21 protein-coding genes are annotated in these 24319 nt (G+C 46.2%); 8 read left to right on the top strand and 13 right to left on the bottom strand.

The annotated features are described in order from the left end of the window. Positions 1-485 precede the first annotated feature (485 nt). Together NG795_RS03280 and NG795_RS03285 are read left to right on the top strand one after the other, a co-directional pair. On the top strand, positions 486-692 hold the full coding sequence (locus NG795_RS03280; protein ID WP_367287240.1) for a hypothetical protein: 207 nt from the start codon (positions 486-488) through the stop codon (positions 690-692). Positions 693-1161: 469 nt separating this feature from the next. Beyond that, complete coding sequence (locus tag NG795_RS03285; RefSeq protein ID WP_367287241.1) at positions 1162-1581, top strand: hypothetical protein; 420 nt, start codon at positions 1162-1164, stop codon at positions 1579-1581. Between the two features lie 38 nt (positions 1582-1619). On the opposite strand, the gene NG795_RS03290 is transcribed toward NG795_RS03285, so the two are convergent. Continuing rightward, complete coding sequence (locus NG795_RS03290) at positions 1620-1748, bottom strand: hypothetical protein (RefSeq protein ID WP_367287242.1); 129 nt, start codon at positions 1746-1748, stop codon at positions 1620-1622. A 256-nt stretch (positions 1749-2004) separates the two neighbouring features. On the opposite strand from NG795_RS03290, the gene NG795_RS03295 reads away from it, so the two are divergent. The 5 genes from NG795_RS03295 (at position 2005) to NG795_RS03315 (ending at position 7680) form a co-directional block, all read left to right on the top strand. Then, complete coding sequence (locus NG795_RS03295) at positions 2005-2694, top strand: PPC domain-containing protein (protein WP_367287243.1); 690 nt, start codon at positions 2005-2007, stop codon at positions 2692-2694. Between the two features lie 140 nt (positions 2695-2834). Continuing rightward, positions 2835-4055 carry a DUF790 family protein gene (locus tag NG795_RS03300; protein WP_367287244.1) on the top strand — a complete coding sequence of 407 codons (1221 nt, stop codon included), beginning with the start codon at positions 2835-2837 and terminating at the stop codon, positions 4053-4055. A gap of 271 nt (positions 4056-4326) precedes the next feature. Then, entirely contained in the window at positions 4327-4965 is a 639-nt protein-coding gene (locus NG795_RS03305) for a GNAT family N-acetyltransferase (RefSeq protein ID WP_367287245.1), read from the top strand. A gap of 124 nt (positions 4966-5089) precedes the next feature. Further along, positions 5090-6970 carry an excinuclease ABC subunit UvrC gene (gene uvrC / locus NG795_RS03310; RefSeq protein WP_367287246.1) on the top strand — a complete coding sequence of 627 codons (1881 nt, stop codon included), beginning with the start codon at positions 5090-5092 and terminating at the stop codon, positions 6968-6970. Next, positions 6967-7680 carry a DUF8692 domain-containing protein gene (locus NG795_RS03315; RefSeq protein ID WP_367287247.1) on the top strand — a complete coding sequence of 238 codons (714 nt, stop codon included), beginning with the start codon at positions 6967-6969 and terminating at the stop codon, positions 7678-7680. Before uvrC ends, NG795_RS03315 begins: the two co-directional genes overlap by 4 nt. A gap of 80 nt (positions 7681-7760) precedes the next feature. On the opposite strand, the gene NG795_RS03320 is transcribed toward NG795_RS03315, so the two are convergent. From NG795_RS03320 to NG795_RS03360, 9 genes are all read right to left on the bottom strand, one after another. Beyond that, entirely contained in the window at positions 7761-8000 is a 240-nt protein-coding gene (locus tag NG795_RS03320; protein WP_367287248.1) for a hypothetical protein, read from the bottom strand. 130 nt (positions 8001-8130) lie between these two features. Beyond that, positions 8131-8631, bottom strand: coding sequence for a Panacea domain-containing protein (locus tag NG795_RS03325; RefSeq protein WP_367287249.1), 501 nt, complete (start codon positions 8629-8631; stop codon positions 8131-8133). A gap of 57 nt (positions 8632-8688) precedes the next feature. Beyond that, positions 8689-9282, bottom strand: coding sequence for a Uma2 family endonuclease (locus tag NG795_RS03330; RefSeq protein WP_367287250.1), 594 nt, complete (start codon positions 9280-9282; stop codon positions 8689-8691). Between the two features lie 74 nt (positions 9283-9356). After that, positions 9357-11153 carry a helicase-related protein gene (locus NG795_RS03335; protein WP_367287251.1) on the bottom strand — a complete coding sequence of 599 codons (1797 nt, stop codon included), beginning with the start codon at positions 11151-11153 and terminating at the stop codon, positions 9357-9359. Between the two features lie 36 nt (positions 11154-11189). Then, the gene (locus tag NG795_RS03340) at positions 11190-13124 is read right to left on the bottom strand and encodes a hypothetical protein (RefSeq protein WP_367287252.1); all 1935 of its coding nucleotides are present in this window, start codon (positions 13122-13124) and stop codon (positions 11190-11192) included. Positions 13125-13270: 146 nt separating this feature from the next. Beyond that, positions 13271-16303: a hypothetical protein gene (locus NG795_RS03345; RefSeq protein WP_367287253.1), complete on the bottom strand. Its 3033-nt coding sequence runs from the start codon at positions 16301-16303 to the stop codon at positions 13271-13273. A gap of 83 nt (positions 16304-16386) precedes the next feature. After that, on the bottom strand, positions 16387-18429 hold the full coding sequence (locus NG795_RS03350) for a TolC family protein (protein ID WP_367287254.1): 2043 nt from the start codon (positions 18427-18429) through the stop codon (positions 16387-16389). 32 nt (positions 18430-18461) lie between these two features. Continuing rightward, positions 18462-19640, bottom strand: coding sequence for an ABC transporter permease (locus NG795_RS03355; RefSeq protein WP_367287255.1), 1179 nt, complete (start codon positions 19638-19640; stop codon positions 18462-18464). A 70-nt stretch (positions 19641-19710) separates the two neighbouring features. After that, positions 19711-21543, bottom strand: coding sequence for a permuted SH3 domain-containing protein (locus tag NG795_RS03360; protein ID WP_367287256.1), 1833 nt, complete (start codon positions 21541-21543; stop codon positions 19711-19713). A gap of 435 nt (positions 21544-21978) precedes the next feature. Between NG795_RS03360 and NG795_RS03365 the strand changes: the two genes are divergently transcribed. After that, the gene (locus NG795_RS03365; RefSeq protein ID WP_367287257.1) at positions 21979-22593 is read left to right on the top strand and encodes a chorismate lyase; all 615 of its coding nucleotides are present in this window, start codon (positions 21979-21981) and stop codon (positions 22591-22593) included. 266 nt (positions 22594-22859) lie between these two features. Here the strand turns inward: NG795_RS03365 and NG795_RS03370 are convergent, their stop codons facing one another. The 3 genes from NG795_RS03370 to NG795_RS03380 form a co-directional block, all read right to left on the bottom strand. Next, positions 22860-23345, bottom strand: a complete 486-nt coding sequence (locus NG795_RS03370; RefSeq protein WP_367287258.1) for a PIN domain-containing protein — start codon at positions 23343-23345, stop codon at positions 22860-22862. Continuing rightward, positions 23342-23587 carry a UPF0175 family protein gene (locus tag NG795_RS03375; RefSeq protein WP_367287259.1) on the bottom strand — a complete coding sequence of 82 codons (246 nt, stop codon included), beginning with the start codon at positions 23585-23587 and terminating at the stop codon, positions 23342-23344. The genes NG795_RS03370 and NG795_RS03375 overlap by 4 nt, the downstream gene beginning before the upstream one ends. Before the next feature lie 97 nt (positions 23588-23684). Continuing rightward, the coding region (locus NG795_RS03380; protein WP_367287260.1) for a WD40 repeat domain-containing protein at positions 23685-24319 on the bottom strand (635 nt) is incomplete at its 5' end.

Here is a 24319-nt window from a genome sequence, read left to right on the forward strand (position 1 = left end):
CTCGATTCCCGAATCCGTTGTCAAGCTTCATAGGGATGAAGGGGGCGAAATTCACCCAGAATGTGACCATTTAATCCATAGCAGACGCGGGTTTAAAGGAGGCGGGAGTTGGGGGAGAGAACCTGCCTGGGTTGGCATCCACTCCGGTTGGGATGGCAGAGGACATGGAACAGATGGGTTTTGGAGGTTGGGATAGAGCAAGGATTCGCTTCAAGGGTGAATACTGCTGAGTTACAACTATTTGGTTAGATGGGTTCAGTTCAAGTTTAAACGCTCACGGGTAGTCTGTGCTAGGAAGAAAGCTAAGGTTTCTTCATAATTGAATGATCTTTTTAGATTTTAACAAAAAATGGAGGCCCGGTGAAGGGGAGAAACTGCGGCGATCGCGATCGCACCCGAGGGTAAATCTACATCACTGGCAAATTGTTTCCTGAGATACATACTAAAGTCATGGCTTCACCGAGGTTGATCAGGAGCGTAAGGCGATGATTTCTGACATTATTAAGCAAGTATTACGAACAGGTTATTTGAGTGTTACAACGGAACAGAAACTCCGGGTGATGTTTGAGAACTGTTCGACTTTAGAAGAATTGGATGCTTTAAGCGAGTTACAAGCCGCTATTTTATCAGGTCAGGTGACCCGGGATTTGTGCGTGAGCGCTCATCAGCAAGGGTCTGTCTCAGTAGAGTAATTGTAACCTACCCACACCGATACCGAGTGGGGGTTACCGGAACAAAACGATCCGAACCCAAGCTAAATTTTTCTAGATTATCCTCGTTCCCAGGCTCTCCCTGGGAATACTCTATTGGAGGCTTAAGCTCCTGTTTTTCCCGCCAGCACTGGTTCCTAGGCTCGCCTCCCCTAAAATCCCCACAAATTTTCCGAACCCATCAGAAGATTGTGCATAATTTCTCCAACCCTCTCCTAGTAACTAATTAGAGAGCGATCGCCAATCGGATGCAGTCCCTGTCTCCCCATGAGACAGCCGCCTGAACCGACGCACCGCAGAACCCTGAATTGGGGTTTTTAACGGGCGATCGCACCTCAAAAGGAGCCAGAGGTTCAAACCCGCATCCGCGTTATCCCCAGGGAAAGCACTGATGCCAACCTCCCCTGCTCAGAACTCTCTAATTGTTCAACACTGTGACAAGAGGTCAATTATGGCAGTCAACTTAGCCGATTTAAACTTTTATCGCGCCGTAAACTCGGATTTAGCCGGTTTAAACGACCCGCAAGCCTTTTCCCATCTCATCAATGCTGGACTCAACGAAGGACGAGTTTTTTCCCCTTACATCGACCTCAATTTATATCGCGCCGTCAATACAGACTTAGCCGCAGCCGGATTAACCAGTAACCGGCAATTGTACGACCATTTACAAAATGCCGGAGTAGCAGAAGGACGCAGTTTTTCCCCAGTTTTTAATGCCAATTTCTATCGTGCCGCCAATCCAGACTTAGCCGCTGCTGGACTAAATAACGAGCAACTATTGGACCATTTTCGAGCATCCGGCATCAACGAAGGACGAGCTTCTGCACCGAGTTTTTCCGTGAGTTTTTATCTCGCCGCCAACCCCGATTGAGCCGCAGCCGGTTTCAACTTCCAACAGGCACTCCAACACTATGTCTTCGCCGGAATCCGCGAAGGACGAACCGCTTCACCAGGCGGTCCCGTTGCGCCACCACCCCCGCCACCACCTGCCGATCCAGGCAATACTCCTGGAAGTGCCTTAAATGTCGGTACTCTCATCGGTACTCGTGCCTTTGACCAATTTGTAGGGTTTGACGATCGCGAAGATTAATATCGCTTTGATGTCAACAGTCCGATTAACTTAAACCTGTATTTAGATGGATTGACGGCTGATGCTGATGTAGTTCTGTATGAAGATATCAACAGAAACGGTGTCATTGATTCCGGTGAAAATATTTCTACCTTTAGCCAGAGAAGTGGAATAGATTCTGAATCAATCTTTCGCAACTTGGCAGTGGGTAATTACTTTGCTCTTGTGAAATCAGATTCCCAAGGACGTAATACAAACTACACCCTTCGGCTTGTTAACGAAACTAGCGAAGCTATCGATGTTGGTCTACTCAATGGAACCCGCACTTTTAGTGAGTTAGTTGGAAGAACAGACCCTCGCGATTATTACCGATTTAACCTCACCAGTCCCAGTAGCTTTAATTTGACGTTAGACGGATTAACTGCTGATGCCGATGTACTTCTTTATGAAGATACAAACAACAATGGTTTAATTGATTCCGGTGAAAATATTTCTACCTTTAGCCAGAGAAGTGGAATAGATTCTGAATCAATCTCTCGCAACTTGCCATCAGGTAACTACTTTATTGTGGTTGCAGGTGATGCAGCAAATACGAATTATAACCTGCAATTTTCTGCGACCCCTGGAGTTAGTCCTCAAAGCACCAACCCCATTAACCTCAGTGACAGTACAATTTCCGAATTTACTGTTGACCCGCTCCTCAATTCCCGCAGTTTCAATACAGCCAATGATTCAGCGATTCAAACCTTCACAGCAAATGGGAATGCTGGGAGTGATTTGACTGGTGGATTGGGGAATACAACGGCAAATTTACTCCTAAATGAATCCTTTACCGAAGGGAATGACTTTGCCAACCTATTAGCCGCTAACCCGGTGGAAACTCCTGATTTTAGTCAAGGGTTGGCTTTGATTTAGGGGATTGCAAAATATAAATTATCCAAACGTTCGTAGTGACTCCTTCACCGAGTCATCTTTAAAGAAACCCCTGAAGGGGTTACTACAAACGTTGAGATTGGGGTAAGATAAGATGAGCTAATCTTCACCCCTTGACGCCGATGTTACCGAGTGACTTGCTGAGTCATCGCATGAATGGAGAGACGATTGTTCCCAAGCGATTGGAAATTAATTCTAAAAACTTGGCGATCGCCTCTCAACTGATTACCTGTTTCCAAGAAGCAGTGGGTTGTCCCCAAAGTGAACTTGATCGCCAACTCCACGACATAGAAGGAGATGGCACCGACTACCGCATCAAACGGGGACTCGCTCATATTTTAAAAGGCAGTTTAAGCACCTTTGAGGTCATTTCTCCCCTGGAACCCATTGAATTGCGCCAGCGCGTATTTACTGCTGCTGCGGAAACCGTTCCCAGTAAAGAATCAACTCAACTCACCCTAGAAAAACTCGCCACTCAATTAAGTCAAGAATTAGAACGCGAAGTTCTCCCTCTGCATATTCAATTGGGATTATATGCCGATTTAAACGAGAATAAAATCCTCACCGAATTTGATGCACCCACTCCAGAATTGTTACTCCATCGTTACAACGTCTCCCAAGTGCAAGGGGTATTTTATCGCGCCACTCATTTATTAATTAACGCTCATCGCAATGACCCAGGGGAATATAAACTGTTATTCAAGTATTTGAAATTATTTCAATTAATGGCCTATATAGAAGGCGATGCGGACTGCGGATTTACCATTACCATTGATGGTCCAACCAGCTTATTTAAACCCAGTACCCGCTATGGATTAGCCATTGCTAAACTCTTGCCTGCATTACTGCACGTCACCAAATGGAGTTTAGACGCCACCCTCCAAAGTCGCGACCCCTACACCGGGGATTGGAAAACCGGACGATTTACCCTAGATTCTGACTGTGGATTAGTTAGTCACTATCCTCCGGGTAAGCCTTATGATAGTATGTTAGAAGCCTCATTTGTCAGTCGGTGGGATGCGACTAAAACGGAATGGAAATTAGAACGAGAAGTGGATTTAATTCCCATTCCCGGCAGTGTGATGATTCCCGATTTTCGCCTCGTTCATCCCGATGGCAGAACGTTTTTATTAGAAATAGTCGGCTATTGGCGTCCAGAGTATTTGCAGAAGAAATTTGCTCAGGTAAAGAAGTCTCATCGGAATGATTTAATTTTAGCCATTTCGGAACGGTTGAATTTAGAAAAGGCGGGGATTAATTTAAAGGAGGTGACGGTGCCGATGGTGTGGTTTAAGGATAAATTGCAGCCGAAGCAGGTGTTGGAGGTGTTAGAATCAAATTGATTTTAATTGGGTGTGATTGTAGATTCGGCGGGGGATAAATCCCCGTTGGTTGTCGCCACCCACCCGGCGGGGGATAAATCCCCCGCCTAACAGCTAAAGTCGGTTAAAACCGACTAAAAACATTACCGCATCGGCGGTTGTCGCCACCGACAAATTAAACCCCGTCTTTTTATTCCATCTCTTGAGTCGGTTTTAACCGACTTTAGCTATGAGACCGCCAATCGTTTAAACCCCCGGCGGTTGTCGCTTAGTTCCACATCTCCCAAAAACTATGCTAGAAATTGTCCAACTTACCGATATCAATCATCCGGATTTTCAAGGTGCTTTACAAATTTACCTCGATTCCTTTCCTGCTTGCGAAAGACAACCCCTTGAAATCCTGGAAACCCGATTATCCAATCAGCTTTATCAATGGTTTGTTGCCAAATGGGAAACCCAAGTGGTGGGAATTGCTTTACTCTACCCCTTGAACCCAACCGATTTTATCCTGCTGGACTATCTGGGAACTGATAAAGACTATCGCAGTCGTGGCATCGGAAAAACCTTGATGTCACACTTGGTTAAATTGGCTCAACATCAGCAAAAACACTTATTAATTGAGGTAGAAAATCCCCAGTTTTGCGAAGATTCAGAACAAGCAGAACGACGGATTCAGTTTTATCAAAAAAATGGAGCAAAAGTTCTGAAACCCGTGAGATATGTTCTGCCGCCTTTATCGGGAGATGTGCCGACGGAGATGTTATTAATGATGTTTCCCGAATATCCGGGAGGTCAATTGTCAGGGAGTTTGGTTAAACAACTGATTGAGCAAGTTTATCAGGAGATGTACGATCGCCCTTCTCAAGATGCACTATTAAGGTCCTTTATTGAGGAAGTTCCGGATGTTGTTTCATTGGTGCATCTCTCCTAGGGATTAAAAGTTAGGATGGGAAATCTCTACCTCATTCGATTCGGTGCGTTTCCCCATCCCTGGATACCTTTGCTAAAATAGAAAATCCAGGATGAATTCATCCCGATTTTATGCCTAAACTCTTATGGAAACCACCCAACCTTTAACTCTGATTCAAGACGCAGAACGACTGGAAAATCGACTCAAGGAAATTCCCCCGGTTCCGGGGGTCTATTTGATGCGCGATCGCGACGATCGCATTCTCTATATTGGCAAGTCCAAAAAGTTGCGATCGCGGGTGCGGTCCTATTTTCGCGACTCCCAAAGTTTGAGTCAGCGGATTGAACGGATGGTGCAGCAAGTGGCGGATATTGAATTCATCGTCACGGATACAGAAGCAGAAGCATTAGCATTAGAAGCAAATCTGGTCAAGCAGCATCAACCCTATTTTAATGTCCTGCTGAAAGATGATAAAAAATACCCCTATCTCTGCATTACTTGGTCGGAAACTTATCCCCGCATTTTTATCACCCGCAAGCGCAAGGCGGGAAGTGCTAAAGACCGCTATTATGGTCCCTATGTCGATGCAGGGGTATTGCGGAGTACGGTGCATTTAGTCAAGCAAATTTTTCCCTTGCGTCAGCGTCCCCAACCCCTATTTAAAGACCGACCTTGTTTGAATTATGATATCGGTCGTTGTCCCGGGGTTTGTCAAGGATTAATTGACTCAGAAGACTATCGCAAAACTGTCCAAAAGGTGGCGATGGTGTTTCAGGGTCGGACGGAGGAATTACTGGATATTTTAAAGCAGCAAATGGAGGCGGCAGCGGAGGAGTTGAACTTTGAACAAGCGGCAAGACTTCGCGATCGCATTCAAGGATTGCAGTCCCTTCATGCGGGTCAAAAAGTCTCCTTGCCGGACGATCGCCTCTCCCAAGATGCGATCGCACTCTCCAGCAATGGCGATCGCGCTTGTATCCAACTCTTCCAAGTTCGCGCCGGACAATTAGTCGGACGGTTGGGATTTGTGGCAGAAGCGCAAACTGCCGAACCTGGCGCAATTTTACAACGGGTGTTAGAGGAACATTACCGCAATGTAGACTCCGTGGAAATTCCTGCCGAAATTTTAGTCCAACATGAATTACCCGAGGCGGAAATACTGGGAGATTGGTTAAGCGATCGCAAGGGTCGCAAAGTCTCCATTCTCACTCCCCAACGGCAAACCAAGGCGGAATTAATCGAAATGGTTGCCAAAAATGCCGACTATGAAATGGCGCGGATGCAAAAATTCAGCGATCGCAATGCTGCTGCAATGCAGGATTTAGCAGAACTCCTGGATTTGCCAGAATTGCCACGGCGCATCGAAGGATATGATATTTCTCACGTCCAAGGGTCCGATGCCGTTGCCTCTCGCGTCGTCTTTATCGATGGACTCCCGGCAAATCAGCATTATCGCCGCTACAAAATCCGCAATCCCGAAGTGCAATCGGGTCACTCCGATGACTTTGCTAGTCTTGCAGAAGTGTTGGGACGCCGGTTTCGCGATGCGGGTCAACAAAAACGAGACACTGGTAAAATTGAACACTCCCCGGATTGGCCGGATTTGGTTATGATTGATGGTGGTAAAGGTCAATTGTCCGCAGTGGTGGAAGTGTTGCGGGAGATGGATTTATTAGAAGAGGTGCGAGTCGTGAGTTTGGCGAAACAGCGTGAGGAAATCTTCCAACCGGGAGAGTCTTTGCCTGTGCGATCGGACGCGGAACAACCCGGGGTGCAATTGTTGCGACGGTTGCGAGATGAAGCACACCGCTTTGCTGTGACGTTTCACCGGCAACAACGGACCGAACGAATGAGGCGATCGCGTTTAGATGAAATTCCCGGTTTGGGATTTGAACGGCAAAAACAACTGTTAGCGCATTTCCATTCTCTGGATTATATTAGTATCGCGACGCCGGAACAATTGGCCGAAGTTGCGGGAATTGGTCCAAGGTTGGCACAGCAAATTTATGAGTATTTTCATCCATGAACCTGAACCCCAAATTGCTTAGACGTGCCATTCCTTATTGGATTGGGGGATTAATTTGCTTTGAGGTGGCGATCGTCATCATTTACCTTGGCGGCGTCTTCATCAATCAAGAAGTTTATCCCCCGTTTGATATGGATGGATTCATGACGATTCCCACCCTATTACAAGCATCGATTCTCTTCCAAATCTCCTTGGTTTATTTAGGGATGTTCTTCTGGTCCCGCAAGTCCTCGGAACGGCCTTCTCCCGCATTTTGGTTGGTTCAATCGGTGTTATTATTCTATGTCGCCTTAGATGAACTGGTCAAACTTCACCTGGGATTAGGATCATCCAGTTGGATGCCAATTTCTGGGACAAAATATTGGATTGGAATTTATAGCTTTTTAATCGTGGCGATCGCTGTCTTCTTTTTCCGAGATTTTAAAGCACTCTGGTATGGTTATCGAAACCTAGTCATCTTAGGGTTATCAGGATTGTTGCTGGCAATTATTGGGGGATTTGGTGGCGAGATATTTAAACATATTGTTTTGAATCCTCTCCTGTCCCAGTTGTTTCCAGAACGGGAAGTATTAACCTGGGTCATCGAACAAGTTAGAGTCGCTTTCGAGGAATTTTTAGAAATGTTTGGAGAAACCTTGATGTTATATGCGGTCTTGCTATTTGTGGCGAAGAAAATTGAGCAGAAATCTCAGGAGGTTTGGGAGAACTGAGGAAAATTTTATGGTCTGTAGTAGTAAACTGCTACATTTGATGAAATGCTGGGGTAATTAGCCATTAATACTACTCAAAATTATGAGTAAAGATTATGGTTTGGATCGAGCCACACAATATAAAAAATATTTTCAGTAAAAAACCCATGAACTCGGCCATATTCGTTAGCAGAAAGCTGAAATAACTGGTAAGGCGTAGCTACTAACTGTTCTTCATTAGGAATGCCAAAGCACTTTTCGGTCACTCTAGGGTCACTCCAGTCTATGGGATGGCACCGTAGATTTGCAGCATTCTTCACGGTGATTTCTGTAACAGTCATCGTAGAAATATTTTTGAATCTTTCCAGCAACACAGAAGAATACTTAGGATCCTGATGGGTACATGGAAATTTGGGATTGTTAGTTTGTAAATAGGTAAATGAAAATTTGATACCTGGTGGATAATTTATCTCAGTGCGTGAGATTGGAGCTGAATGATTCAGCGAAATTTTCGTCTTCTTCTGTTTCTTCGGCATGAGCTGCGTAATATTCCTTCATCCACTCTTTCTTAATGATATCCGTTGAGGGGGCATCAAGCGGTAAATTGCCACGAGCAATTTTCCAAGGATCTTCTTGATGCGTCATGAGTTCTAACTCGTAAGCATCGCACCAAAAGTAAACATCTGCTATTTCTTTAAGAAACTTTTCAAGGGATCGGTCGAGAGGGGGTTTTGCAACATTCTCGATAATGGGTTTCCAGCTAAAAGACTCGTATTTTTGATACAAGGTTGGCAAAACTGGACCGTGAATCCATGCTTCAAAGTCTTCCTCAAATAAAGGAGACTCTTCAAGTGCCAAATGCCATGCTTGAGCATAGTAAACCAGCTTTTGTAGCTTCAGATTGCTGAGAAAAGAGCCAGTTTCATTGGCTAACCAAATAAAGTAATTGGCTACTTCAAAGGGACTTACCATATTTAAGTATCAGGTTTTTTTTGAACTCCTTTTTCTATTTTACCATAAACTTTCGCTTTATGCATAAAAATTTTTATTGAAACGGAGGAGAATCCACGGATCCATGCCGAGATAGAGTTCACCGATCGCAAACTCCAGCGCAAGACTCTTGAGAACCATGCGATCGCCTTCCCCATAGACTTCTGTTTCCCAGGTATTTGCACTCGTAAGGCGGCGACATTCTACCCGCTGGGTTTCCTGGGAAATTAGAATGTATTCTTCTAAAGTCTCAATCTTTTGATAATCGGTAAATTTTTCCCCTAAGTCGAAGGTTTGGGTACTGGGGGACAGGACTTCGGCGATGAATTTAGGATAGCGTTTGACATAGCGATCGCCACGGTCCCGGGAGTCACAAGTCACAAAGGCATCAGGATAGTAATAAAACTCATCTTGATAATTGACCTTAACATTCCCCGAATAAAACCGACCGTCGAGAGAGTCCCGCAACTTAACGTTAATCAGGTACAGCAGATTTTGAGCAATGCGATCGTGATTATCGGTATCGCCTGCCATTGCATAGACTAAACCGCGCCGATATTCATGACGAATTGGGGTTTGACGTTCGATGTCGAGATATTCTTTAGGACTGATGGAGTTGGGGACAGCAATCATCAGTATTGCCTCCAAAAGGTGATTGACTTTAATTCAATTAAACGATTGAATTGAACGGTAGTTTTCCATTATAATTATTTCTCTTCTCGTGATAAAATCAAATTCAGCACGTTTAACTCATGAGAATTCAATAAATATTTATCGGAAAACATTTTAGCGCGCATTTGCTCTAAACTGTAGCTTCGGAAGAGTAAAAAGGGAAATTCCCGGTATTTGCGACCGATGGGTAAGGTGTTGTAGGCGGGATAGAGGGAGTGGAGATAGCGCGAGAGTAAGGTTCTAAATTCTTGGTTTTCTTCTTCGTCGGGTTCTTCTTTGAAATACTCGGCGATCGCCTCTCCGGCAATGAAGTTAAACAATGGCATCAAATAATATTGGTCAGTATTATTGCTATATTGTTCAAACCATTGAGTGCGCGTTGCTTCATGGCGGAGTAATTCCACTAACTCAACGGCACCCCCACGGATGGCCGATCGCAGGTTTTCGGGATATTCCAAACTCTTACTCACGGCAAACATCTTTTTAATTAACTCATCGGTGGCATAGCGGCGAATCTGCTGTTGTAAGCGAATTTCATAACTTTCTTCTAATCTGTGGTGAATCGGGACGATAAGTAAACTTCCCACCAGATGACCGGGTTCAATATTGCCAAGGTCTAAAAGTTGGTCGAGGCGGTTACAGTATTGGGTAAATTGGGTATTGAATTCTTCCCTTAAGGAAAGATAGGATTTTTGCATGGTTTTCTCCGTCCCCGTTTCATCCATTAAGATAAATTCGGCATGACTGAGAAGACCTTCCAAACTGGTAAAAATATCTTGTAAGATGCCATGACTGGGTTTCTGGCGATATTCATTTTTGAGTTCGCGAATCAGGTGGGTGATTTGACCACTCAAGGTCATTCCGGCAGTGGAAACGGATTTACCGCCAATGGGAATGATTAGACAATCTTTTCTCCCCAAGGGTCCGGACCCGAAAATCCGCGTCATCATGGAAAGTTTCAGAATCAGCAAGATATTTAAGAGATTCAAGATGCTTTCTTGCATCGACAGTTGCCGTTCGGTTTCGTCATCATCTGTCTTCTCCCCTCTCCCGTTCTGGGAGAGGGGTTGGGGGCCGCCGACGTCTTCCCCAACTGATTTAGGATTGCTATAGTACACCGCGCGATCGCCTAAGTAAAATATCAGGGATTTCTCTTCCGTATCCAGGGTCTGCCGGACGCCATTTTCCTCATATTCTCCCCTGGCGCGATAAATCACCTGAATCACTTCCATGAGATTTTTCTCAATCTGAAACCGGGGAATCTCGACTAAAATATGTTTCGCTTTGGGAAAGGATAATCCCCGACTGGCGGAGGAGGTCATAAACACGACTTTGACATCTTGTTTATAGGTCTGAATTCGCAGTTTCTCCGCCTCGCCGAGACTGGCATGAATTTCCAGATAATCCCTGTAGGGTTCAAATTTACCTCGGCGCTTGCGAAGGGTTTCTATGAGTTCCTGCAACCGTTTTTTATCTTGAATGTAGACCAAGATTTGACTCGCATCCGGTTGATTTAATAACTGATAAATATCTTCCGCCAGTCGAGTTTGCATCTTCTCGACTAAGGTGCGCTTTTCGGATTGAAACAGATTGGAGGTGAATTTGACCGATTCGATAAAGATTTTATAAGTAATGTTCAACTCCCTGGCGGGATAGGAGTTGGTATTAATCGCACAAGCGGGTAAATTCCGAAACTGGAAAGTCTCGATAGTCAGAGGGTTTGGGGACTGTTTGGCAAGGCGAAAATAGATTTTATCCGGTTCGGGAGAAGGTTGCGATAAGTGTTGGGTAATCACGTCTTTGTCTACAATTGACGCATCCGCTACAATCACCTTGGTATTAAATCCATGTTCGGGGTTGGTGAGTTCCTAATCGTGCAAAAATTTACTGATACCTTGTAAGAAGTAAACGCCGCTATCATCCCCGGTGATTTCGTCAATCATAATAAATAGATGTTTGATGCGGTTCGAGATTTGGCGCATTTTGGCCGGGATGACTTCGCTATCTCGTTGGTTGTAGGCACTTTTAAAGATATGATTCAGATGTTTCAGGGTAGTTGTTCCCGGGGTTGTGACGCGCAAGGATTGGATTGAGACAGTGGCGAGGATTTGATTGGAGAATTGATCGGCGACTGCTGCATGAATGCCAGAACAAATAGTGGAAAGCACTCCGGCAGTTTTTGTCCCGCGATCGCGAATTTGATCGGTGGAGATTTGATGTAAACGGGAGGACCGACGCTGACCCCTTGGCGATCGCAATTCCTGATCCGCCGGAATAAAATCTACCGCTTTGGCAGTAAATATATCTCGCCGGGAGTTGGTGTGATATCGAACCGTGGGAAATCCGCCGTTTTCCTGAATCAGGACGGCGTTACTGGTGAGACACCAGAGGCGATCGTCGCACAGGTTGCCGGTGGATGCCGATTTAAACTTATCGATAATATCTAAATTGACTTGTTTCCGGGGACTGACATAGAGGAATAAGAATCCCTCGTCAAAATGGGACTGCAAAAAATTGGCGATCGCAGTAGTTTTGCCAATTCCCGGATTTCCGGTTAAAAACAGATAAATCTCCTCCGAAGTCAGCGCCTTTTGAATCAGTTCCGCGTGTCCATTTCGCAGGGTCAATCCCTCCGGTAAACCCAAGGGAGTTGCCAACTCCTGGGGAATAATTCCCACGGAGTTAAAAAATCCTTGAATCCGTTCCTGATGAATTACTTCAGTGATACCCGGTCCGGTGAGGTTGGGTTGAGACAACTTGTCCAGCAATTGTTGACCTTCGATAAAACTTTTGGCAGCACTTCGCTGAATTTGCTTGAGGACATTTTTTCGCGCTGTTTTAATTTCTTGCTGTTTCGGTTCTTTCTTATAAATTTCGGCACAAGTGGCCAACAACTGGAGATTGTCCGGACGCAGGGAGATGGTTCCAATGTGGCGATCGCTATATCCCACCACATTGAAAACTAGGGAAGCAGATTCTGGCAAGAGGTGATACTCCTGCAAAAATTCATAGAAACTATGCGCGTAGGAACCGGCCTGAATTAACTTGGTACTTTCTTTATCCCGCCGTTTAAATGCGGTTAAATATTGCCGTAAATCTTTCGATAAGTCCAAGTCTAACCCGGGACTGCTGCCGGTATCCAGATGCAACTTAGAAAAAACACTTTTCGACCGTAAGTACCCCAACTCTCCCCTCAGCATTTGCCGCAAGACTTCCACATCATCCAGGGGAACAATATCCTCAGCAGATTGCACCGAAAACACGGATAAATCCACAGATAAGATCCGGAACTCCTGACCATAGCGCAAGAAAATTAAGGTATCGGACTGCAAAAACTCTCCCGTTTTCCCCGGTCCAGAATATTGATGAATAATCCGCTGAATTTCCCGGTAATCCAGGGTGTCAAACTGGGATAAGACTTGGGTGAAATGTTCTTTAGAATCTTTGGAGGAAGTGCCAATGCTGTTGTCCCCTGCAAAACTGCATTGATAGTAGAGAATTTCCAGTTGACGTTTGAGGCCATCTTCCTGGGAACCCAGATATTCCCCAAAGAAATTCAACCCCGAGAGAAACCCCTTCTGGATAAAAAAGCGACTCCATTTTTCCAATATCTCGCGGTTCTGAGGTGCGATCGCCTCATGTTTTTCCGCTATCCGCTTGACCATTTTCGGTAATTTCAGTCCCTGCAAATCCTGGCGATACAAGTCTCCAAAATGGTGTTTAATCTGATGGCGTTCCAGATATGCCAAAATGCCAATATTAAACCCTACTTCAAACAACCGGCCTAATTCCTCTGCTATCATCTGCTTGAGATTACTCCTAATAGTCAACAACCGCTGGGGGTTTTAACCCCCAGCTAATAGCTCAAGTCGGTTAAAACCGACTAAAAGTCTTATCCCGTGATGTTTTTGAGTCGGTTTTAACCGACTTTAGCTGTTAGGCGCTTGATTTATCCCCCGCCGGGTGTTGCCACTCTCCGCAAATCTAAGACTTTTTTAACCTCCGTCAAAAATGCTAACGCATTAAACTCAACCCGTGGCGTCATCTGTTCAAAGATGGATAAAGCACCAATGGACTGTTCTCCAATGATATTTTCATAAGGGTCTAACTTCAAAGTTTGCTCGCTTTTGCGATCGAAGCGGGAGAAGTGAAAGAGGGTTAAATATTGCAAAATATCCCGTTTCAGGGGAGTGTCATAGATTAAATCTTGGCGAATAGATTGGTCATCCATGACTTGAGGATAATAGTCTCCTAATAAGGTGGAATAGGAAATCACACCATTATAAAAGCGGTCCTCCGGTCGGCCAACACTGATGCCATTAAATAGGTTGAGAAAGACTACCGCTTGCTGTTGGGGGTCTTCCGCTAAACTGGTGAGTTGTTGAGTGTCTTGGACTACAAATGCGTTAACTTTGGAATCGCCTAATTTGCGGACGTAATATTTATCGAAAAAGATGGGATAAATTTTTAGATCTGGATGGTTTTTCATCAAGGCGGTGATCAGGGGAGGAGACATAAAATAGAGGTCTTCATCCCGATCGCCACGGGTGATATGCAGGGTACTGGTATAGGGTGCTTGTGCGACATACAAAATATGCCGGTATCCTTGTTGATACAGTTGGTTGACAGTATCGATTAAAATAGGCGGTTCCCGATAGAGGCGATGCAGGGAGTAGTTATCGGAAAAGGTCTGGAGGCGTTCAATTTGGATGGTATCTTCTGCCGATCGCTGGATGCCGATGATTTCTCCGGTGACATTGGCAATCCGATTCTTCCGGTATTGGGGGTTGGTTGCGGCATCACTCTCTCGACTCGATACAATGGCGATCGCCAGTTTATCTAACTGCAACGGTGAGGTGCTTTCCATCACGCGAAAGGTTTTCGGTAACACGGAATAAAGAGACCTCAACCCATTTTCTAACCGATGGCGATTAAAGTTCTGCAACCGAATACCTTGGGAATTGGACCGATATTGATGACTCAGCAAATAGGATAATTCTTTACAAAGATTTGCTAAAAATTTCTCTGCTGGCAAAGGTCGTTCATGGGTTCCTTCATGGAGTCGCAAAAACGGAATAAACAAATTTTTGGGTGCTTTTTCCAGGATTAAATCAAAGCAAATATAAGCAAGCACCGTCCAAGTGAACCGATAAATAAAGGTCTGACTCGGATTCAATCCTCCGGGATTCAGGCGCGTGTTATCATAATCCAACAAAATTAATGGCTGATTTCGGAATGTTGCTCGATACTGGTCCCAACAAATCCCTTGATTCGGAGTACAAACCACCGCCAGCATCCGAATTCCAGCAATCTGATAATTCCAGGTAAATCGTTCTCGTTCAGTTTCCGGGAAATACCGGATATCTTCAATTTTGATACTTGCTGGGAGACGACAGAGTGCTGTGTTTTCCATTCCAGGTTCCCCAATGGTCACATATTTTAACTGTGCTCTGGGATTTCCTTCTATCTCGGGGTCTAAAAAATATCCCAGTAGCGCGCTATTGACATCTTTCTGTAAAATCCCTTTTCTGAGGTTAATTTGTCGCGAATAAATCCGCGTGGGTAAAATTCTTTGTCGCTTGATCACATTTTGCAGCATAGTCCGCAGGCGTTCAATTTTAAACCGGACATTAAATCTGTTCATTCCCAGGACGAACCCCGCCAAAATTCGCTGTTTTGGTTCTTCCTCCGAACCGGATAAAATTGGCATCACCCGTTCATCAAACCGTCGCCAAGGGTCAAAGTTGCCTTCCTGATCCGGGTTATAATCGGGTTTTCCTGGATCGCAATCTGAAGCAAACACGAAATAATAAAGAAACAGTCGTACTAATACTTTCCTGACAAAGGATTCTCGGCGATTTTCATCAGATATTGCCTCCTTATTTTCGTCATTATCCGGGTCCAGTAGCATCAGATTATAATCCAATACTTCTTGTCCGGCATGGGTTTGGACCGGACCGCCAAATTTAAGTTTTAGTCCAAAAATAAACTGCCGTTCCCCTTTTTCTCGGTCCGTATGTTCTCCTAAGTTGCCATCAATGATGGGAATAATTGGCAGAGAATCAAAGACTTCAGCGCGGGATAAGGCATCTCGATAATTAACCGTCACTCCCTGATAGTTGACCTCGAAATCTCCATCTGCTTTTTCCGGATCATTGATGTAATCTTCGATTAACCGTAAGCGGCGAATTAAATCGTTGAGATAAATCATCCCGAGGGTATCGCTGGTTTCAATATGCTCCGCCAAATGCTCTAAATAGATGATTTTTGCTTCTTTTTTGAGCTTTCCGAGACTTTCGGTATCTACCAATTGCTGCAAATCATCAAAGTAGGAAAACTCATCTTGGACTAATCCATCCAGAACGTCTAATAATTCTCGTTGAATCTTTTCATCATCGGGAGCAAGTTTAGTTGTAATGTAATTCGCAATTCCCTGACGTAGGTCCGAGGGAAATCGGTCTACATTTTGCACTGAAAAGGTGATTTTATGGAATTTCAGCCGCGATTCACTGCCAGGACGGTTGGTTTCTAGTCGGAGTTTTTCTTTTTGAAGAGGTGGAGAAGATTGATTAAAATTGAAGGTAAATCCCAGTTGTCCGGTTGTGCCTTGAACCTGGGTTAACTCCGGACTCATCTGGTCAATCGTCTGTGCGATCGCCTCCACAGACCCCATTGTTTCCTGGAGATTGCGTCGTAACTGGTCTTGAATTTGCTGGATTTGCTGACTAAATTGCTCCTCAATTCTGGGGGTAAATTTCACCGAGGCCGATCGCACCCCATTGGCGGAAGTTAGGGGATTCTGAATCTGAGCAGTTGTCGCCAGTTCACCGGCAATTTCATCGATTTTAATTCGCAATCGATTCCTATCCCCAGACAGTTGAAATAGATTATTACCCTGGATGGCGCGCGAAATTTGCTCCAAAAGGTAGCTGTAGTCTACAGGTTGTAACCCATCGTTACCCCCTGAAAGTTGGTTAACCACGATGCTCACTCCTCCCTGATTGTCCTGATTTTTAGTAGTCTATCACAACGGAGTCAATTCCTTCGCATTTCCTCCCTCCGTTTTTACTCTTCCGGCGTTTCTACCGTCACCTGCCAGGTTTCCAAGGTAATTCCCACGGTTTGTTCCAACCGAGTCAAGGCATTCAAATAGTTAATTTGTGCAGTCAATTCGCTATTATTCGCACTGACTACTTCTTCTTGAGCGGTGATAATGTTGCGAATCGAACCCCGACCTAATCTGAGTAATTCTCGCTCATTTTCCAAGTTTTGTTCGGCAAATCCTCTCTCTTCCCTTGCTAAATCTACTTGTTTTAGAAGTAAATTAGCGTCCCGAACCTGATCACCCACTTCAATTAAAAGATTATCTCGTTCATCATTCAGGTCATTTTGCGCTTGTAACAGATTCACTCGTTCTTGCTCTACCTGACTCTCTAATCTGCGATCGCCAAACCTTCTACTCAAACTAATTCCCAGTCTCATATCATTGCGATCGGCACTTTGCGATCGCAACCCATTCCCATAACTCGCATTCAACTTCATATCCCAGCGCCTCTCATCTTCCGCCACCAGTAAATTCAACTGAGCAATCTCCACCTCCAGTTGTGCATTGAGATAGGTGGAACTGTTTTGCAAGGCCAATTGCTTCAACTCTTCCTCATTTAACTGAGTATCTTCCACCACAATTTTTTCCCCGGCGATAATTGGGAAATTTTGAACATCGAGAATCTTGAGCAAGTCCAATCGCACCCGCTCAAAGTTATTTTCCGCGCCTAAGAGTTGGACTTGCCGGTTGGCAATATTCCGTTCATTTTGCACTAACTCAATTCTCGCTTGTCTCCCCGCTTCCACCAACCCTCGATTAATCTCCGATATATCCTGAGCAATTTTTAGGGAATTTTGAGCAATTTTTACCTCTTCCTGTGCTTGCAAGAGTTGGCGATATCCTAAAATAGCCTCGGTAATGATATCGATTAAGGTGGATTGTAAACCTCGTTGATTGATGGTTTCTAAGAATTCGGCAATTTTAAGGGAAGCGGTATTGACCTCGTTGCCAAAACCCCGTAATAAAGATTGGCTAAAATTGAGCTCAAGCGCTTGATTGATATTATCTAAATCCTCAATTTCAGATTGATTACTACTTTGATTAAGACCTCCGAAATTCCATCTCGCACTGATTTCTCCCCCGGTAGAGGTTCGCATGGAGACAATCGAACCGGCGCTAATTTCAGCAGAGTTGCTGCTTGCACTCCCGAAATCATTGCGATTGATACCCACCGAGATTTCTGGGGTAAAAATCGGTTGAAATTTATCTAATTCAACGGCTAAATTGGCTCGTTCTGCGAGGCGCTGGAGATAGGCATTTTTAATCGCTCGGTTATTTTGGACTGCTAAACCCACCACCTCCACCAGGGTTACGGGAATTCCCTCGGTTCGGCGCTCGCCAGGAGTCTCAGGAACTGCAGGACGAGTCTGAGGACCTGTCACCGGCACTTGCTGCAATTCCCCAGGCCGATTCTCAAATAAAGGCACTGTTGCTGGGTCTAAATCGCGATCGCCACTGGGGGGATTCGACTCTTCGGGTAACTGAGGAAGACTCTGAGATATCACTTCATTTTGCTCCAAGCGATCGCCTTGAGGCACTTCCGCTTCCGGTTCTCTCCCAGGCCGTTCTATTGCTCTGGGGTCAACGGGTTCTGCCGGTGGTGGCACATCTATCTGCCGTGCAGTTTTTCTCACCTCACTAGATGAGCCTGCCGGTTTTACAGGTGGGGAAACTGGAGAGGGACTGGGAAAATCTGGCGTTAATCCAGACAACAAATCCCCAACCACAGCGGGAACAGTCCCTTGAGGTGAGGCCGGAACTTCTGGGGAAGTAACCGGGGTAACTGGCAATTCTGGCATCGTGATTTGTGCCGGAATCGCCTCCGGTGTGAGTTCCTCGGCAATCCCTCCTTCGTGAAACTTGCTCCCGGCCAACAGGGTCAAAGATGTACCAAAAATAGCCGCTATAAAACTGACCGTCGGCGTCACCCAAACAGGTCGCTGCTGCTTCATCTGAGTGCCGATCGCCATCTCTCCATGCTTTGTATCTTGATTGTTCTGCATACCCCTTCATCCTTCCTAACTTGTATCAAATCTTAGCGCGATCGCAATGCTTGTACCGGGTCTAACTTGCTCGCTTGCATCGCTGGCAAAAATCCCGCACCCACCCCCACCAACAGCGCCGAACCCAGCGCCAATCCAGCAGTTTTCCGCTCAAATTCATAAGGCAACTCAAAGCGATCGGCCACGATTACCGTTAACCCATGTACAGTTGAAATTGCCAACACTCCCCCGATTAGACTCAAAATCGCCGCCTCTAAAATAAACTGGAACATAATATCCCCGGAGGTCGCACCGATCGCACGACGCAACCCAATTTCCGGCGTCCGTTCCATCACCGCTGCGATCGTAATATTCGCAATCCCCACTCCCCCCACCAACAACGCCACTGCTCCCACGGCCAATAAGGCTCGCGAAACCATATCCAGGGTTTTTTTCTGCTCTAAAATATCCTGAACATTATTCCAAGTATAGATATTCCCCTCCGGGTAGCGCTGAGTTAACAGTTGTTTAACTTGTTCTTCCAAATCATTCATCTGTTCCATTTGCTGGGGTCGGATCAACATCATCCCGATGTTGTGTCGGCCTGTGAGTGCGGCATAAAGCGACATCGGCACCAATATTTCCCCACTGGGTTCCTCATCCCGATACTGGAGCTTGGTATCGACGAGACCGATGATTACATACAATCGACCCTGATAAAAAATTCGTTTGCCAACGGGATTAATCTCTTCAAAGATTTGCTCCCGTAAGACCTCATCAATGACCGCAACCGAGCGATAACTGGTAAAATCCGCCTCACTAAAAAATCGTCCTTGCAAGATGGACCGACCGGCAATCTGTAAATAGTCTTCAGAAACCGCACTGACGTTCGCCGTCCCTTCCTTTTGCTCAAAGATAATACTGGCCTCATAATCTATCCCGGCGCTTGTACCGATCGCCTGTACCCCAGTCAAGCGACTTTTTAAATAGTCCAAATCTTCCACCCGCAATCGCTTGCCATCCCGAGACCACATCCCCGCCTGAACTTGCGGTGCTTCTCGCTTTTGGATTTCCTGAGAAATCACCGCTGTGCTAATCGTTCTCACTTGCATCGTCGCACTCACTGCCGTCACCCCCATAAACACCCCCAAAGTCGTCAACGCCGATCGCAAGCGATTTCCCCGCAGAGAATCACAACTAATCCTAATTAAATCAAAGACACTTAGACTCATAATGCAGACCCCTTCCCTAAAACTCACTTCAGAAATCAAGGATGGGAAGTTCATTCCTTCCCCTTCGCCGTCAGGGTTCGGAACCCTCTTCCCCGTCCCCCGGTGGTTCCTCCGCCTTGGCGACTTCCACCACCATCCCCGGTTCTAAAGATACATCCGAAGGCGGCAGCACCACTTGGTCCCCCGGTGCCAGTCCCGATTTAATCTCCACCTCCGTTACCCCTTCCAAACCTAACTCAATGGTTTGTTTCTGGACCTGACTCTGAGCATCCACCGTCCAAATATAAGGTTGAGGCGCATCTCGTTGAATCACTTCAATCGGTAACACCACCACATCTTGAAGCTGCTGCACAATAATTTCCACACTCACTTGTGCACCGGGAATTAAACTCCCCGTCGGAGTTTTCAGCTTGATGGTAGCAGGCACCGAGGATTGTCCCGAACCCGAATCACTGTCCTGGGTAATCGCCAGGGGAGAAAGCTCATGGACCACCCCCTCATAAATCTGAGCATTCGGTCCAATCACCGTCACCCGTGCTTCTTGCTGGACTTTAACCTGGGAAGCATCCAAGGTGGAAAGCTGAAGATTCACAAATTCTTGAGAGGGGTCTCCCAAAGTGAGCAAATTATCTCCCCGGTTAATGCCATCTCCATTTTTGACCATCACCTGTAAAATGGTCGCATCAATCGGAGTAGCAACGATATTTTGTGCTAACTGCTCCTGGGTGTTTTGGATGGCAATTTGTTCTCGCTCTAGTTGGAGTCTTTCTTGGTTAAATTGCGATCGCAAATCTCGCACTTGACTTTCTGCCGTTCGGACCGCATCCCTTGCCTCCTCCACCTCCGTCTTCGGTTCCCGACGGAGTTTGTCTAACTCAATTTCAGTCCGTTCCAACTGAAACATTCCCTGGCGGATATCTGCCTCTACCGTTCTGAGATTCTCTTGTGCGGTTTCCACCTCGTTTTGTGCCGTCTCTAGCTCATCGGCCAATTCCTCCTCAATGTTTTTCCGTTGGAGTTCAATTTTCTCTAAATCCAGAAGAGTTTGAGTCACTGCTACCTCCGCTTCTTGGAGTGAAAATTCAGCACGACGAACGGCACTTTCTTGACTTTGAACCTCTTGTTCGGGGATAAATCCTCGTTGCGCTAGGTCTTGGTCTTCTTGTAGTTTCTGTTGTGCTGTGGCGAGTTCTTCCTGTGCGTCAATTACTTGGAGGCGGTTAGTTCGTAGGGTCAGGTTCAGCTTTTGAATATCCAGGTTTAACTCACTCAGTTTGCTTTGCAGTTTTTGAGATCCAACCGCACCTAAGAGGGTTAATTCTTCTTGTGCTTCCCTTAATTTTTGTTGTGTTTCCCCCAATTTTTGGCGCTGAGTTTCCAGATAGAGTAATTGTTCTCGGCGAGTTGATTCCTGGGTTGCCAGTTGACTTTCTCGGGAAATATTTTGCTGAATAAGTTGCTGAAGTTCAGTTTGAGCGATCGTTAGATTGTCCTGCGCCTCCAAAACTTTTCGTTCCGTATTGGCCAGAGAAAGTTGTTTTTCGCGAATTTCTAACGGTTTAGTTGCAAAAGTCGTTTGTTCCTCCAGGTTGTTGCGTAAGGTAATTAATTCCCCACCGGATGGGACGCGATCGCCAACCTGCACCAAAACCCGATCCACCGTGCCATCGGTAGGAGATTTTAGCGTTTGCTGACCGCCAAATTCGACAACCCCACTATTATTAACCGCAATTTCAATCGTTCCCAGTTCCACCGCAATTGTGCTGACCTCCACCGCATTGGCAGAGGGATTCAGGACCCGACCATAAAAAAACCATCCGCCAACGGTTGCCAAGGCCAAAACCCCAGCGGCGATCGGCCAAGAAACTCGCCATTTCTCTTTATATTTGAATGTTTCCCCCACGATTAATACTTACTGGCTCCACTAATTTTGACGGGTGGATCTACTCCTAAAATTTGACGACTGACACCCGAATCAGCAGTCGAGTTAAACCATCACCTTACCCGCTTGCTATTGTCAAGGCTGAAAGGGATTTTTGCAAGGAAATTCTGTTAAAATTTATTGCAATTTTAAGTAGCAACAACCGGCAGGGGTTTAAACGATTGGCGGCCTCATCGCTCAAGTCGGTTAAAACCGACTGCAAGTCTGATACCGTGGTGTTTTTAGTCGGTTTTCAACCGACTTTAGCTGTTAGGCGGGGGTTTAAACCCCCGCCATTTGTTGCAACGGGTGCCAAAATCTCAGCTAAATCAATCCCCAGCCATTTTCCACCCCTTCCCCAAGACTAGGGACAAGGAACGCTATGATTGAGAGTGACGTTAAGTTCTGTTAAGCGCCTTGACTGCTACTTCCAGACCCACCAACAGCGTAACCCCGCCAACCACCTGGCACCGCCTCGACCCCATCTGGGAAGGGGGAGAAGAGTGGGTACAGCAGGGACTCCCCCACCACCAACTCGCACCAGCATGGCAGATTTTGCTCCTCGGCGACGGTTCGCCAACGCGCCACCTGAAACTACTCACCGGGGAACCCACGGAAGTAGATGTGATTGATATGTCGGCGATCGCAATGGAACCCGACGGCGCACCGGACCCCATCCAATGGGTCCCCGGACCCCGACTGCGGCGACAAGTCTGGCTACGCACCGCCTCGGGACAACGCCTCGCCTACGCCGCCTCCTGGTGGGAAGCCAGCCACGTCGATGAATACCTGCAAAACCGCTCAATCCCTATCTGGGAGAGCCTCTCGCGCCTGCATACAGAACTCTATCGCGACGTTCAAGGCATTCACTACGGACATTCCCCCGCCTTAGAAACCGCCTTCGGACAAACAGGACCCTTTTGGGGAAGACATTATCTATTTTGGCATCATAAAAAGCCTTTAACCTTAATTTATGAGGTTTTTTCTCCCTATTTAACCCAATATTTAGGACCAACAAAATTGCAAGGGTAACAAGGATAAAACCTTCTAAGACAAGAAACCGGGTTTCTGCCTAAATTTGTGGCAATTATGCAGAGATTTTGAAAAAAACCCGGTTTCTAACCTGGTCCTATATAGCGAGGCTAAATCAGTCATAAAGAAAGCGAGCAAGATGCTCGCACTCCAATACTCGTAGGGTTAGATCCATTGGCAAATTCATTGAGGGTCGCTATAGGGAAGTTTTATTATAATTACAACCCACATATCCGCATTAGCTGGAGTAGCTTGAGCAGACGATGTTACTCATCAGCAGCTTGTAAGATATCCCCATAAAGCCGATCGCTAATCCGAAAAGAGGCGATCGCAATCAAATCATCCATCACCGATTTAACCGATGGAATCAGTCCCATCCCTTTAGCAACCAACAGAACTCCCAACACCCCGGTAATTTTAAGTCCCAATCGAGTTGCCACCATTCTGCCGCGATAATCATCCAGGAGAAGTCGGTTAGCTTGTAACTCGATCGCCAAAACAATTGCCTCCGCCTCCCCCAAGTGAATTTCTGATATCAGTTCCGTGACGCGACTGGGGTTAGAAACGGGTTGAACCTGAATCCAAGATAAAGTTTGGACTTCAACCTTACCCGGCACCGTATCATCCCCCCGAGTCATTTCATGATAAACAGCTTGGGGAATGATAATTGTGCCGTAGAGTTGCCGTAACAAATCAATCTGTCCGACTGCCGCTAAGTTGGTAATGGGAGAAGTATTGCTGACAACGGTCATAATTCACCCAGTTCTTTCAATGTTTTTAAATCTTGCTGAAAATCTTCGACATCATAATTGACGCAAATTCCCCGCTTCGATAGTTCTCGTTGAAAGTCCAGGATATTGATTCCAGCTAGATGTCGCGCTTTTCCGCCGCTGATTCTCTTTTGCTGGTAAAGGGCGATCGCAATTTCCAGCTTGAGTTCAGCTTCAGACATCTTAGCCGCCGTCAGGATATCATCGGGAATAATCACGCTCATTCATGTATCCTCCTTGAGTGGTATTTGAATTATAGCACCGTGGAACTGGGGTGGGTTGAGGAGGAATCGTGACCAAAACCCCTCACTCGTCCATTTCTCACTTCTCGCAACAACTCAATTTTTCTCGCGCCTCCGGATGGCTGACCAAGTAATCTTGTACCCAGTCATACCCTCTCGCCAGCAGTTCATCTAACCCCTCCACCGGCCACAGACAGGCGGTGCCGTCCTTAGAGGCGGTGGCGAGAGTTTGACCTTCTGGGCTAAAACTCACACTCAATACCGGGCCCAAATGCCCAGAGAAGGTGGCCCGTTCGTTCCCCTGTAAATCCCACAGTCGGGCGGTGCGGTCAGATGAGGCGGTGGCGAGAGTTTGACCGTCCGGGCTAAAACTCACACTCAATACCGAACCCAAATGCCCAGAGAAGGTGGCTCGTTCGTTCCCCTGTAAATCCCACAATCGGGCGGTGCGGTCAGATGAGGCGGTGGCTAAGGTTTGACCGTCTGGGCTAAAACTTACACTCAATACCGGACCCGAATGGCCTTTGAAGGTGGCCCGTTCGTTCCCTTGTAAATCCCACAGTCGTGCTGTGCGGTCATCAGAGGCGGTGGCCAGGGTTTGACCGTCCGGGCTAAAACTCACACTCCATACCGGGCTAGAATGCCCTTTGAAGGTGGCCCGTTCGTTCCCCTGTAAATCCCACAGACGGGCGGTCCCGTCAGATGAGGCGGTGG

The organism is Laspinema palackyanum D2c, from assembly GCF_025370875.1.
GTDB lineage: Bacteria > Cyanobacteriota > Cyanobacteriia > Cyanobacteriales > Laspinemataceae > Laspinema > Laspinema palackyanum.

Bases quoted from the DNA above. Each gene is read 5' to 3' on its own strand.
- NG795_RS03350 (WP_367287254.1), bottom strand. From the start codon at position 18,429: ATGCAGAACAATCAAGATACAAAGCATGGAGAGATGGCGATCGGCACT.
- NG795_RS03300 (WP_367287244.1), top strand. From the start codon at position 2,835: ATGTTACCGAGTGACTTGCTGAGTCATCGCATGAATGGAGAGACGATT.
- NG795_RS03285 (WP_367287241.1), top strand. From the start codon at position 1,162: ATGGCAGTCAACTTAGCCGATTTAAACTTTTATCGCGCCGTAAACTCG.
- NG795_RS03370 (WP_367287258.1), bottom strand. From the start codon at position 23,345: ATGACCGTTGTCAGCAATACTTCTCCCATTACCAACTTAGCGGCAGTC.
- uvrC (WP_367287246.1), top strand. From the start codon at position 5,090: ATGGAAACCACCCAACCTTTAACTCTGATTCAAGACGCAGAACGACTG.
- NG795_RS03375 (WP_367287259.1), bottom strand. From the start codon at position 23,587: ATGAGCGTGATTATTCCCGATGATATCCTGACGGCGGCTAAGATGTCT.
- NG795_RS03340 (WP_367287252.1), bottom strand. From the start codon at position 13,124: ATGATAGCAGAGGAATTAGGCCGGTTGTTTGAAGTAGGGTTTAATATT.
- NG795_RS03305 (WP_367287245.1), top strand. From the start codon at position 4,327: ATGCTAGAAATTGTCCAACTTACCGATATCAATCATCCGGATTTTCAA.
- NG795_RS03280 (WP_367287240.1), top strand. From the start codon at position 486: ATGATTTCTGACATTATTAAGCAAGTATTACGAACAGGTTATTTGAGT.
- NG795_RS03315 (WP_367287247.1), top strand. From the start codon at position 6,967: ATGAACCTGAACCCCAAATTGCTTAGACGTGCCATTCCTTATTGGATT.
- NG795_RS03355 (WP_367287255.1), bottom strand. From the start codon at position 19,640: ATGAGTCTAAGTGTCTTTGATTTAATTAGGATTAGTTGTGATTCTCTG.
- NG795_RS03330 (WP_367287250.1), bottom strand. From the start codon at position 9,282: ATGATTGCTGTCCCCAACTCCATCAGTCCTAAAGAATATCTCGACATC.
- NG795_RS03290 (WP_367287242.1), bottom strand. From the start codon at position 1,748: ATGAGAGTACCGACATTTAAGGCACTTCCAGGAGTATTGCCTGGATCG.
- NG795_RS03325 (WP_367287249.1), bottom strand. From the start codon at position 8,631: ATGGTAAGTCCCTTTGAAGTAGCCAATTACTTTATTTGGTTAGCCAAT.
- NG795_RS03320 (WP_367287248.1), bottom strand. From the start codon at position 8,000: ATGACTGTTACAGAAATCACCGTGAAGAATGCTGCAAATCTACGGTGC.